The organism is Methylomonas montana (assembly GCF_030490285.1).
GTDB lineage: Bacteria > Pseudomonadota > Gammaproteobacteria > Methylococcales > Methylomonadaceae > Methylomonas > Methylomonas montana.
Genome location: NZ_CP129884.1, coordinates 4,236,878 through 4,248,888 on the forward strand (window position 1 = coordinate 4,236,878; position 12,011 = coordinate 4,248,888).

The 12,011-nt window shown below is 50.2% G+C and carries 8 protein-coding genes; 4 read left to right on the plus strand and 4 right to left on the minus strand.

Going from position 1 to position 12,011, the window contains the following annotated elements; translation table 11 throughout:
• Positions 1-2: 2 nt before the first annotated feature.
• The 4 genes from pglZ to QZJ86_RS19555 all read left to right on the plus strand — a co-directional run bounded on the left by pglZ (position 3) and on the right by QZJ86_RS19555 (position 6,462).
• Entirely contained in the window at positions 3-2,699 is a 2,697-nt protein-coding gene (gene pglZ / locus QZJ86_RS19540) for a BREX-2 system phosphatase PglZ (RefSeq protein WP_301672197.1), read from the plus strand.
• The gene (gene brxD / locus QZJ86_RS19545) at positions 2,696-4,012 is read left to right on the plus strand and encodes a BREX system ATP-binding protein BrxD (protein ID WP_301672199.1); all 1,317 of its coding nucleotides are present in this window, start codon (positions 2,696-2,698) and stop codon (positions 4,010-4,012) included. The genes pglZ and brxD overlap by 4 nt, the downstream gene beginning before the upstream one ends.
• Positions 4,009-6,117, plus strand: a complete 2,109-nt coding sequence (locus tag QZJ86_RS19550) for a DEAD/DEAH box helicase (protein ID WP_301672201.1) — start codon at positions 4,009-4,011, stop codon at positions 6,115-6,117. Before brxD ends, QZJ86_RS19550 begins: the two co-directional genes overlap by 4 nt.
• 72 nt (positions 6,118-6,189) lie before the next feature.
• Positions 6,190-6,462 (plus strand): HU family DNA-binding protein, encoded by a 273-nt coding sequence (locus tag QZJ86_RS19555; protein ID WP_301672202.1) that lies wholly within the window; start codon positions 6,190-6,192, stop codon positions 6,460-6,462.
• A gap of 12 nt (positions 6,463-6,474) precedes the next feature.
• Here QZJ86_RS19555 and traN read toward each other — a convergent pair whose 3' ends face one another.
• From traN to lepB, 4 genes are read right to left on the minus strand one after another with little or no spacing between them, the layout of a single operon-like run.
• A complete protein-coding gene (traN, locus tag QZJ86_RS19560; protein WP_301672203.1) occupies positions 6,475-9,252 on the minus strand; it encodes a conjugal transfer mating pair stabilization protein TraN in 2,778 nt (925 codons plus the stop codon).
• Between the two features lie 4 nt (positions 9,253-9,256).
• Positions 9,257-10,288, minus strand: coding sequence for a TraU family protein (locus QZJ86_RS19565; protein WP_301672204.1), 1,032 nt, complete (start codon positions 10,286-10,288; stop codon positions 9,257-9,259).
• Positions 10,285-11,484, minus strand: a complete 1,200-nt coding sequence (locus tag QZJ86_RS19570) for a TrbC family F-type conjugative pilus assembly protein (protein ID WP_301672205.1) — start codon at positions 11,482-11,484, stop codon at positions 10,285-10,287. The genes QZJ86_RS19565 and QZJ86_RS19570 overlap by 4 nt, the downstream gene beginning before the upstream one ends.
• The gene (gene lepB / locus QZJ86_RS19575; protein WP_301672206.1) at positions 11,471-12,010 is read right to left on the minus strand and encodes a signal peptidase I; all 540 of its coding nucleotides are present in this window, start codon (positions 12,008-12,010) and stop codon (positions 11,471-11,473) included. The genes QZJ86_RS19570 and lepB overlap by 14 nt, the downstream gene beginning before the upstream one ends.
• Position 12,011 lies beyond the last annotated feature (1 nt).

The following is a 12,011-nucleotide window of genomic DNA, read 5'->3' on the forward strand; positions in this document are numbered from 1 at the left end:
GAATGGTGGAAGCAGCAATGGTTCCTGGCCCAGTAATGACGCAGATACAAGCTATTCTGAGTAAGGATGCCAATGCCGACTGTATTGCCTTGGTCTGGCCAGAGCCGATTGACTTGGATAACGCGGCAATCGAGATTGAAAATATTCAGTTTGATCTGGTGTATTGCATCTCTGAACTTGCCATCCGCGAGCAATTAACCCAACACAAAGCTGACAATTCCCGTTTGGTGATATTGTCCGCATTTGATGAAACCCACTTGGCCAAGGATGTTTTGGCTCGATTATGGGAAAACGAACCCAAACGAATCAGCCCATGGCGCACCTTGCAACAACTGTTGCGAGTCAAAAATATTGATCCTCGTCTTACTGGCAAAGAATACCGATGGATTGCAGAGCAGTTGGTAAGCTCTTACTCCGTCTATCAGGGAAAAGTCAGGTTTGGTGAAGTGCTGGACTTTGATAAAGCCTGGGAGGCTTTATCCTTTAGTTTGCTTGATTATCAGGAGTCATCCCTTGATTTGGAATCTTTGTTGGAGTGGTCTCTAAAGCCAGATTCAGCTAAAGCAGCTTCAACTCTTCCTAAGAAGGTTCAGGAACATCTGGGTGACTGGCTCACGCCAAGGCTGGAGGAACTGACTCCGTTGATTGAACTACTATGGAAACAAGGGCATTCAGCCGACATGTTGGCAATTGGCCTAGTTTGTTCTTTGCTTTACACCGATGATCATACGCAGGATCAGGATATTTATCAGACTCGTGGAAGATTTACTGAACGGTTTCTTGGGGGCGTCAGACTTGATGGTCATATCCTCAAAATCTATGGGGAAAAATCCAATGTATTTGCCCAACGACTGCTTATTCAACAGATTCACCGGGTAGCACTCAATAAGGCATTCACCCATACAGAGCAGATTCTTGCAAGCCTTGATATTTCGGCGCTAGCCATCAATTCTGACCTTTTGCCAGCAGCTTTTGGTATGAGATTGGAACAGTTTGCCAGAAATCTTAAGCAGGCTATTAGTGGAAAATCAATCCAATCTGCAGTGTATGGTCTCAAGTTACTTCAGAAGCATCAACTCACCAGAATTCGCAAGGAACAAGTAAAAACTGCTGAGCATGCACTTCGTATATGCAACTACTTACAGACAACAGCCAGATCCGAAGGGACTGCTTTAATCATTCGTCATTATGTTGAGAATGGCAGTTTCCTGGATTGGGCGCGAAGTAAAATATGGGCAGGAGATGAGCACGAACAACTCAGCCAAGCATATCGGTCGCTAACTAAAAAAATAACGGAATTCAGGGAATCACTTAACAAGGAGTTTTCATATCATTTGCCTGTGATTGCTCGTGGTGATCGTCTGGATAGTGGAATTTGGCCGGTTGAGGCTGCTCTGGATAATTTGATTACTCCCCTTGCCAAAAATCACCCTGTTCTACTCCTGGTTCTGGATGGTATGAGCCAGGCTGTTTATCATGAGCTTGTGGACGACCTTAATCATAATCATTGGGTTGAGTTGCACCGTGATGCTGGCAATGGTCCAGAATGTCTGTTGGCTGCCCTACCTAGTGTAACTAGGGTAAGCAGGTACTCTCTGCTAGCGGGCAAAGTTGGTGAAGGCACGAGTGCTGATGAGAAAAATGCTTTCACGGCCCATCAAAATCTGAAATCACAAACATCACCCAAGTTCCCCCCAACCCTTTTTCATAAAGCAGATCTTTATGAAACTGGAAGTGGTGGATTGTCTGGTAAGGTCAGGGAAATCATTGCCAGGGCTGACTATAAAGTCGTTGGAGCAGTCATTAATGCCATTGACGATCAATTGAGTAGTGGCGCTCAATTGTCCGTCAATTGGAATATAGAGTCGATTAGTTTACTTCGACAGGTGCTGGAAGCTGCCAAAGAAGCAGAACGTTTGGTTATTTTCACCAGTGACCATGGGCATGTGCTAGATCATGATATGACTTACCGCAAAAGTGAAACTGAGGGTGAGCGCTTTAAGCAAGTAATAGAACAGGTTACTGAGGATGAAGTATTGGTAACTGGTTCTAGGGTGGTACAGCCATCGCATCAGGTGATCTTACCTTGGTCAGAAAAAGTCCGCTATACAAGTAAAAAAATGGGTTACCACGGCGGGGGTAGCTTACAGGAGGTCATTATTCCTTTTGGAGTTTTTCGTAACGCGGGTGACACCAAAGAAGTTGAAGGCTGGCATGAAGTACCTCGCCAAGAACCTTCATGGTGGCGATTGGAGACAAGTGAACCTAGCGATTTTCAATCCGTATCGGTAAATGCAGCAGTTCCGGCTGCAGCAAAAAAGGTTAAGCAGGACAATTTGACTTTTGACCTATTTGGCAATACCCCCACAACCGCCCAATCTCAAAGCACTGAGGTCGCATGGATTAGCGACTTGCTGAATTCTTCACTCTACGGACAAATGAAATCGCGTTTAGGTCGCGTTGTCATAAGTGACGATCAACTACGGACATTACTGCTCTTCCTGGACAAGCGGGATGGTCAGCAAATGTTAGCTGCGGTCGTTCAAGAACTTGGAATTCCAGCCATCAGGGTCACCGGATTTCTTGCCGGGGTGCAGAAAATACTGAATGTAGACGGCTACCCGGTATTATCTATTGACAGGGCAGCTAAAACGGTAAAACTCAATATAGAATCTTTAAAGAAACAATTTGAATTATGAGCATCAGTAGCCAACGCAAGGAAGATATTATCGACGCGTTGCGACGTGGCACAGTACCACAATATGGTCTGGATGCCCTTGCAGTTGGATTGGATAAGTTTAGCGATACGTTTGACGAAGAGCTAGGAAAGGTTGCAAGAGGCAGTGGACAGTTCAAGGCCATTCGCGGTGAATATGGTAGTGGTAAGACCTTCGTTACACGTTGGCTACGCGAGCGTGCTCAGCAGATGGGCTTTGCCTGTGCAGAAGTACAGATCTCAGAAACCGAGACCCCCTTAAATCGTTTGGAGACGGTATATCGCAGGTTGATGGAACGACTGACTACCTCGGACTCTCCCTCCGGCGCTTTCCGCAATATTATTGAAGCCTGGTTTTTTACCCTGGAAGAGGATGTCATCTCTCAAGGTGATATTGACCCAAACGATGTAGAAGCGCTTGTCAGCGCCACTGATGCGTTGATGGAGAAACGTTTAGGCGAAGTTGTTAAAACTGCACCCGCATTTTCATTAACTTTACGTGCCTACCGCCGCGCCTTACTGGATGGTCAGGAAGACATTGCTGACGGTCTTTTGGCCTGGATGGCTGGTCAGCCCAACATCGCAGCTGAAATCAAACGTTATGCCAAAATAAAAGGCGACATTGATCATTTTGGAGCGCTAAGTTTTCTTCAAGGTGTATTGACCATTTTGAAGGATTCTGGCCATCCCGGCCTACTTCTTGTGTTCGACGAAGTTGAGACGCTACAAAGGATGCGTAGCGATGTGCGTGATAAAAGCCTGAATGCTCTTCGACAACTCATGGATGAAATCGACAGTGGTCGTTTTCCTGGGTTGTATTTGGTTATTACTGGTACGCCAGCATTCTTTGATGGCCCAATGGGGATACAGCGTCTTGCGCCCTTAGCGCAACGTTTGGCTGTGGATTTTGCTACTGATGCAAGATTTGATAATCCACGCGCGGTGCAGATTAGACTCAATGGTTTTAATGTTGACTCTCTTACTGAGGTCGGTCGCAAGGCCCGTAACCTCTATGCCGATTCCAAGCGTACAACCCGAATTGGCAACTTGGTTGACGACGCCTATATCGAGGATTTGGCTCGAGCTGTTACCGGAAATCTTGGGGGGAAAGTAGGCATAGCTCCCAGGATTTTTCTTAAAAAACTGGTGGGCGATGTTCTGGATAGGGTGGATCAGTTTGATGACTTTGCTCCACGACTGCACTATGCTCTGACAATAAGCGATACAGAACTGAACGCTGCTGAACGAGCTGCGAAATTTGCAAATAGTGTCGATGATATTGGGCTGGATTTATGAGCTCATTTGAGCGACTACATCCCGCACTGCAATACCACATAGTCAATAGTCTAGGATGGCCATCTTTACGCCCATTACAGGAAGCGACAATTGAGCCAATTCTAAATGGAGAACACGCTATCCTTTTAGCCCCAACTGCTGGGGGTAAAACAGAGGCTGCTGCATTTCCAATATTCTCCCGAATGCTCACTGAAAACTGGCGGGGTTTAAGTGTTTTATACATTTGCCCTATCAAGGCATTGCTAAATAACCTGGAATCTCGTCTTAGTTATTATGGAAGCTTGTTGGGTCGCAGGGTGGGCTTATGGCATGGGGACATAAGCCCTTCACAAAAAAACAAACTGCGTGCTGACCCACCAGATCTTTTGCTAACTACGCCCGAGTCGCTGGAAGTTATGCTGGTATCAAACCGCATTGATCATCGACAGCTACTTGGTAATTTGCAATGCGTCATTATCGATGAGGTACATGCTTTCGCTGGCGATGACCGGGGTTGGCACCTGATGTATTTGCTTGAAAGGCTCGGCCATTTATCACAACAAGAAATACAACGACTTGGATTGTCCGCTACTGTAGGAAACCCTGAAGAGTTATGTGACTGGTTGGCAGCTGGCTGTTCAAAACCGCGTAGCGTTATAAATCCCCCAGTTGAAAGCACAGTTAAACCTGCAATTGAAATTGACTGGGTAGGGAGCTTGGGAAATGCCGCAATTGTCATTTCCCGCATGAATCGTGGTGAAAAAAGACTTGTCTTCTGTGATAGTCGGGCGCGTGTGGAGGAGTTGGCGGTCCTATTGCGCAGCATGGCGGTAGAAACATATGTTTCTCATAGCTGTTTGAGTCTGGAAGAGCGTAAAGCCGCTGAACAGGCGTTCAGCCAAGGTAATGATTGTGTCATTGTGGCGACGAGCACTTTGGAACTAGGTATTGATGTGGGTGATTTGGATAGGGTAATCCAAATTGATGCACCAGCAACTGTAGCATCATTTCTTCAACGTATTGGCCGCACTGGACGACGTTCGGGAACCTCAAGAAATTGCCTGTTTCTGGCCACTAAAAAAGAATCCTTCCTGCAAACTGCAGCACTGATGCAGCTTTGGTCTGAAGGTTATGTTGAGCCAATTATTCCTCCACCACTGCCTTTACATATTTTCGCACAGCAAATAATGGCACTAGCCTTGCAGGAAGGGGGCATTGCTTCTAATGACTGGCCAAAATGGATTGGACGTTTACCAGGAGTGTCTCATTTACCTCCAACGCAACTAAATCAATTAATTCAGTACATGTGTGATATCGGAATTCTTCATTCTGACCAAGGGATTTTAAGTATTGGTGACTCTGGAGAAAGGCAATTTGGCAGGAAGAACTTTATGGAGCTTTTTTCTGTTTTCCTGAGTCCACCTTTGGTCAAAGTATTTCATGGAAGGCAGGAACTAGGGGAAGTTCATCAAACCACTTTCGTTGTGAAAGAAAAATCTCCATGCGTACTGACATTGGGTGGCAGATCCTGGCAGACTAATTATATCGATTGGCCGCGTCGAAAAGCATACGTTGAACCTACAGAATTGAAAGGCAGATCGCAGTGGCTCAGTTCGGGGCAGCCATTCCACTTTGACTTATGCCAAGCCATTACGCGTGTATTGGCAAGGGAAGGCTCTCCGGTCAAGTTTTCCAAACGAGCAATCGCTCTAATGGAAGAATTTCGTGAGGAATATGATTGGGTCGAACCAGGCAAAACTTTCCTTTTCTCCTACTCTCATGACCATTTAGTTTGGTGGACATTCGCTGGTAAGCTAATTAATGCAACTTTGGCAGATGCCCTTGAGTGCGAGGCATGGAAAGTGGTATCCGATAACCTTTCAATAAGTTTTACCGGTGCAGTAAATATTGAATCGTTAAAAAAAATCGTTCAGGGCATATTTCACGAGCCAGAGAGATTGCATGTGCCGATTGATGAAGAATTTATCAACGAACTCAAATTTAGTGAGTGCCTGTCTCCAACTCATCGGGAATCAGTGCTGTCAGAGCGATTTAATATTCGTCCTCAACTGAAAAAACTGAAAGGGTATACGTTTGCCACTATTTATTGTACAAACGAATTATGAACAACTATATATCCCTTAAAACTTAGAATAGTCGTTATTGACTCATTTTTTTATAAGCACCGAACATTATCTATGACTAAATCCGACCTTATCGACGCCATCGCCAGCCACGCCAATCTAACTAAAGCCGATGCCGGTCGCGCATTGGATGGCATCACCCAATCCATTCAAGCCGCGTTGAAATCCGGTGATTCCGTGGCTTTGGTAGGCTTTGGTACCTTTGAAGTAAAAGAACGTGCCGAACGCGCTGGACGCAATCCACAAACAGGCGAAGCCATTACCATTGCTGCCGCCAAATTGCCATCCTTCAAAGCCGGCAAAGGCCTGAAAGACGCAGTTCAGTAAGTTTTAGACCGCTCATTGCGGCCCCATGCCCCAGCCTTCCAGTTCCGACTGCCGTTTGACCGTGGGTACATCCAAATCGGTCATCCGGCCTTGAGTACGGGTTAAGGTGTCTTGGCGGCCGCTGGAGGCTGCGCCGTATTTCTGCGGATTGAGTCGGCTGCCTGTGCCGGTGAGTTGATCCAGATTCAGCATGGAAGCCGCATTGGCGGCGGTCGGCAAATGCCCCGTCTGCGCCAGAATCGCCAACCATTCGTCGAGATTGACTTGGGTCCAGTCCACGCGGTCCAGGTCCGCAACTTTGATGCCGGTACAACTGGGACTTTCCGGCGTGCCGAAATCCATGCCCAACTGAGGTTTGATTTGTTCATTGAGGATGCGCGCTAGCGGCGAGTTGTAGCAGCAGTAACTTTCCTTGCGCACCCAACACACGCCAGCCACCTTGCTTTCGCAATAGGTGCCGAGGTCCGTGCAGACTTTCAGTTGTTTCTTGGCTGCGAGTTCGTACTCCGGTTCTTCGCAGGAATAGACGATCTGGATAATCATGATGATGATCATCACCACGGTGTAGGCCGTCATCAGCGTACTGAGCAGTTCGCCGGCGACCGCGGCACCGCCGCCCAACTCGACGCCACCCGATTCCGCCGCCGGGGTCAAATTGCCCGCCGAATCGAAGGCAGCCTGACCGCCGGCACTGAACAAGGCATTGCCGGCCGCTTCGCCAAAGGTCTGGCCGATCCATTCCGCCACCGACTTCATCAATTCGCCTTTTAGCGAGTCGAGCAAGCCTTGTGAGGCGATGTCGCTGGTACTGAGCATGTCGGTGCCGACCAAGTCATTCACGGTCGAGGCAAAATCCGCTTGAAAACTATTCCAGGCGTCGCCCGCCAGAGTAAACGGTGTGCGCATGGTTTCCCAGGCGCCTCGTATGGCGGAAGTGCTGTCCATGGCCATGACCGCACTGTCCATCTGACTGGTGGCGATCAATAAATCAATGTAACGTCCCAGTCCCATCGCACCCGAGGGCGTTTCGCAGCAATCGACCAAACTGAGCGCGCCGCCGACCATTTTGCAACTGGCGGGTTTACCCTGGAATACCTGACAGGTGGTCGGATCCTTCTGCTGCAGATCGGCGTTGGCATAGTCACAATGCAAGTCCATCGCCATTTGCTGAGCGCTGTTGAGTAAGGCTACTGCCTTGCTGAAATCCTGGCTCTGCGTCCGATTCACCGTGATGCAATCTTCGCCCATGCAGCGAATCGGTCCGGCGCATTGCTGTTGGGTATTGCTTTGAATGCCGGGAATGCCGACAGTTTGTCCGCAGTCGTAAGTATCGACGCTGTCCCAGCAGGTGCCGGAGGCCAACACACTGGTACATTGGCTTTTGATGAACGAGCAGCCTTGCGTTTCCAACAACGCACAGGTCTTGTTGGGTATCCCGTTCGTCGGCGGTTCTAAACAGTGGGTGCCGGCGGTATCGGTCCAGCATTGGCCATACTGATTCAAATCGCAATGCCCTGAGGCTTGAATCGCCATACAGGTATTGCGAATCCCGGTCGAACTGGCCACCGGGGCTTGTGCCAAATCCGTGCCGCAAACCATCACCTGCGAAGTTGGATCGACGTAACAACCCGAAGCATTGGCAGGATCGCTAGTACAACTCAATTGGCTGCCGGCCTGACAAATGCCGTCAGTAATCGCATTGGCTAAGTTTTGGCAATTCGGGCCACTCCAACTCCATTGATCCTGGGTGATCAATTTCGACAAATCATAACGGAGCCGAATCCTGGAATAACCTTCACCATTACCACCAACCATGGTTTCCTGTTTGAAGACTTTGTTGCCCGTACTGTTGAAGGCATAGGTGACGTCGCGATTGGGATGGTCGACCCAGCTATTGCTGAGCTCACATGAGCCACCCCAGCCGGTGGAACCGGTATAGATCAGATTCCCGCCGTAATAGACGCGGGCATGGTCATCGAACTCGACATCTTCCAGCGTGGCACTGATGATGGCTTCCGGGTGCAGGACGTTGTATGTGACTTCCCAGTTGAATATGCCGCAACCGGCTGACCAGTAGTTGTCGCCGACTCGGCCAACATACAAATCCATGCAGCCGGATCCACAACTGGACATGCCGCCGTTCCCGGAGACAAAACTGAGTAGGGTCTCTACATTGACTTGATGTGTCGCTGTACAACTTTGCGGCACTGTCGGCTGGCGCAGACACAACTGATAATCCGGCACTTGCACCGAATGACTGGTCTCGGTTTGCGTGGTCACGGTGGTACAGTCCGAAAACGACTGCGACCAGGGCGTGAAATTGGCAAACACCTGATCACCGGCAGTCCAGACTGCATCGTTGTGTAAATCCGGATGCGACTGGTGGGCGTTGTCGATCAAGGTGCGATAGGCTTCGCCGGTGAAGCTGGATTCGCCGTTCAAGGCGGTCTGCGCGTTCAACCCCGCCGCCAGTGTGCCGGGGTTGTTGCCATAGAGATCGGCAAACTCCTGGGCCGTGGTCGTAGCGCTGTTAGTGTCCGGAAACAAGGTGCCAATCGATATGGCACTTTCCTGAGCCGTCCCCGGATTTAAGGTCAGCGTGCCGTTGCCGGTATCGAGCGGAAACGCAAAACCATCGAGGACTTGCTGACCGAGTTGTTGGCCATCACGCCCGGCCGCCTGAATCGCATCGGCCCAGGACACACCAAACGGTGTCCAGGCCAGCGTGACGCACAGCACCGCTGACAGGATTTGCGTAACAAATGTTTGGGGATCAAAGAATTGTCTCATCGCCTCATAAACCAACGCAGCAATCTTGCCACCTAAATAGGATGTATAGATGATCTTCACCCGGCCCCGGATACGTGCGTCCCGCCCCCCATTTGAAGGTGGTTTCGCCAATTACATGATTGGACTCAGTTTCCGCGACCGGATAAAACATCGATAGCCGGTATTGCGACTTGGGGATGAAGGGATAGATATAGCCGCCGCATAAAGCATCATTGCCCGAGGTTTTCCAGGCCAGCCCACGGCGATGCAAGGAGGCCGTGGCGCGCGTGGCCAACAAACTGGTAATCCTGGGATCGGTGCCGTAACTGGTCGGCGAAATCCCGGATAAGGGATACATGTGACCCCAGGCGCCGGCACACCAGAACAAAGCATCCAATGGATTGCCGGTGGCGGCCGCTGCGGCATCAGCGACACAGGCGGAAATGGCCACCGGATTGGCAAACAGGGTCGTCTCCGGACTGGTAAAAAACGCCAATAAGTCATTATTCCAGGTCGGATCCAGTTCCGAGACATACAGCAAATCGAAATCCCGATAGCCATCACTGTTGCAGCGACCATCCCAGAACAGATCCAGCAAAATGGTCAACGGAAACGCGAAATAGTGGTAATTGAAAAATGACATCTCACTGGCATCGAAATCCGCCTTGCCGGTGGTGGCGATCAGACGCACGTTCGAGGCACTGAATTTATGGCCTCCCAAAGCCGGCGAGCACCAGGGATTGCGGACAATCTCGATCAGTCTCGCCGGATTCCAAAGACCCATGGTCATGCCAAGTTCCGGAATCCCCATTGGATCGGTACAGAAACAGAACTTCTCATCAGTCGCGATGCTCGGTACGTTACCACCGCCCAGCGAAGCTCCCGCCGCCCGAATCGGAAACAAACAGCTCCAGCAAATATCGGTGACCAGCTTGCCAGACCACAGTTCGGCATCGGAACATAACGGATCGACGCTATTGGTGGTGGTTTCGGCATAAAGCGGGGTTGCCAGCGTTATCAAGCCTCCCAAAACCCAAGGGAAAACGAATCGTTTCATGACCGCTCTCCCGAAGAGACAGGCAGTTTTCGTTCATGAACAATCAGACGGTTGCCAGATTGTTCGATGAAAGATGGAACATGCTGTAACTGAAAACGGCTGCGCACATCCGGTGTCAGTAAATACACCGGTGCCTGCATGGTGTTTTCCAAGTGTTTAAGCTTTTCCCAGCCATCTTGACGCGGCAGAGACGTGGACAAATACATCACGAGGGCCTTTTTGTCCTGGCAGGACTGATGCTGAATCAGCTCAACTTGCGCCGGCACCGTGGCATCGAACACCATCAGACATAATCCAAACGGCATCTTGTCCAATGGGTTGACGGTTTGTCCGGCACGGATGATCAGCTGTCCATTGGGTGCTGTCAGATCGCGCGGGGCGGTGATGGTCAGGTCCACGATTCGATCGCGATCATCCTGAGCCACCGACAGCACTTCGAATTTCTGTTGTTCCCAAAACCGTGCAATCGCTTGTCGCTGCTTTTGTTTCCAGTCGATGGCCGCCACTCGGTGTTTGAGTTCTTCCAGCAAGTCGATTTCGGCAATCTCGCCGACATCGCCCAAGGTTCCCAAATCACCCTGCTTGCCGGCTTTGAGTTGCTCGTCCAACCAGGACAAGCTGCTAACACCTCGAACGTGTAAACGGGCTTTCCCTTCCTGTTCGACGACGATGTCAGGCACTGACGTCACCGACCAGCGTTGAAAACGGGTGGGATCGATGACGATGTTTGGCAGAGGATCGATGCCCTTCAGCAAGCGTTTGAGGTCAGCCATCAAAGCCGGCAGTTTTTGGCCGGGTTTGGGGCCGCGAAACACCAGTAGCACATCGTCCCGGTCGACTGCTTCTTCGAAGAGTTCTTTCAGCGCCGTATCGCCGAGCGAAAACGAGACAAACAGCAGTGTGAGTGGCTTGTTCGAAGGATTTGTCGGGTGGACGTTTTCCGATCCCGTCGATAGCGCCTCTGCTTGGATCGCCTGCGAAGCTTTCAAGACTTGTTGCGCCTGGCGTTTCATGTCTCGTTGATCAACCTGACCGTTCAACCATTCAGGTCGAGGCTGGCCTTCCAAGGCTTGCAAGATGGCCTGAGAACGATCTAGCCAGGCTTCTTCAGCCTGAACCGTATGTACGCTGAACCAATAGAGCAAACAGACCGCCGATTGACGCCAAGGACGATGTGACCGATCAAAACAATGCATAAGCCCGTCCAATCACTTGATGGTCGTAGACATAGCCCCAGTAACGCGAATCGAAGCTTTTGTCGGTTTGCCCGGTCACCCAATAGGCGGCCGGTGGAATCGTTTCATGGCGTTTGAATTGGACCGCCGGCTTCTTGAGTTTCTCGGTCAGCGGCAAACCGTCGATGATCCGTTCGCCGTTAATCGTGGTGTGCTGCGGATCGACGTGAATGCTATCGCCCGTGACGCCGGCGGCGATTTTGACAATGATCTGGCCGTCCTTGAAAAAAGGCGCCATGCGCTCGGCGCGAAACGCGATCAAATCGCCGCGCCAGATGTCTTTATTTTGGGTATCGATCAGGTATATCCATTTATCCGGCAGGCAGCGATCGACCTGGTCATCGCCGCCGATCAGAAAGCGTTGGCCGAGGTAACGTTCCACGGCTAACACCAGCAACAAAATCGGTATCGCCTTCAGCAAGAAGAGGCCTAAGCGAGGACGAGTGACACCGGGCGACGATGGCGAATGGAACCGGGGTTTATTCATA

What these genes read in the sequence shown, in the direction of transcription:
- pglZ (WP_301672197.1), top strand. Translation starts at nt 3, where the DNA reads ATGGTGGAAGCAGCAATGGTTCCTGGCCCAGTAATGACGCAGATACAA.
- brxD (WP_301672199.1), top strand. Translation starts at nt 2,696, where the DNA reads ATGAGCATCAGTAGCCAACGCAAGGAAGATATTATCGACGCGTTGCGA.
- QZJ86_RS19550 (WP_301672201.1), top strand. Translation starts at nt 4,009, where the DNA reads ATGAGCTCATTTGAGCGACTACATCCCGCACTGCAATACCACATAGTC.
- QZJ86_RS19555 (WP_301672202.1), top strand. Translation starts at nt 6,190, where the DNA reads ATGACTAAATCCGACCTTATCGACGCCATCGCCAGCCACGCCAATCTA.
- traN (WP_301672203.1), bottom strand. Translation starts at nt 9,252, where the DNA reads ATGAGACAATTCTTTGATCCCCAAACATTTGTTACGCAAATCCTGTCA.
- QZJ86_RS19565 (WP_301672204.1), bottom strand. Translation starts at nt 10,288, where the DNA reads ATGAAACGATTCGTTTTCCCTTGGGTTTTGGGAGGCTTGATAACGCTG.
- QZJ86_RS19570 (WP_301672205.1), bottom strand. Translation starts at nt 11,484, where the DNA reads ATGCATTGTTTTGATCGGTCACATCGTCCTTGGCGTCAATCGGCGGTC.
- lepB (WP_301672206.1), bottom strand. Translation starts at nt 12,010, where the DNA reads ATGAATAAACCCCGGTTCCATTCGCCATCGTCGCCCGGTGTCACTCGT.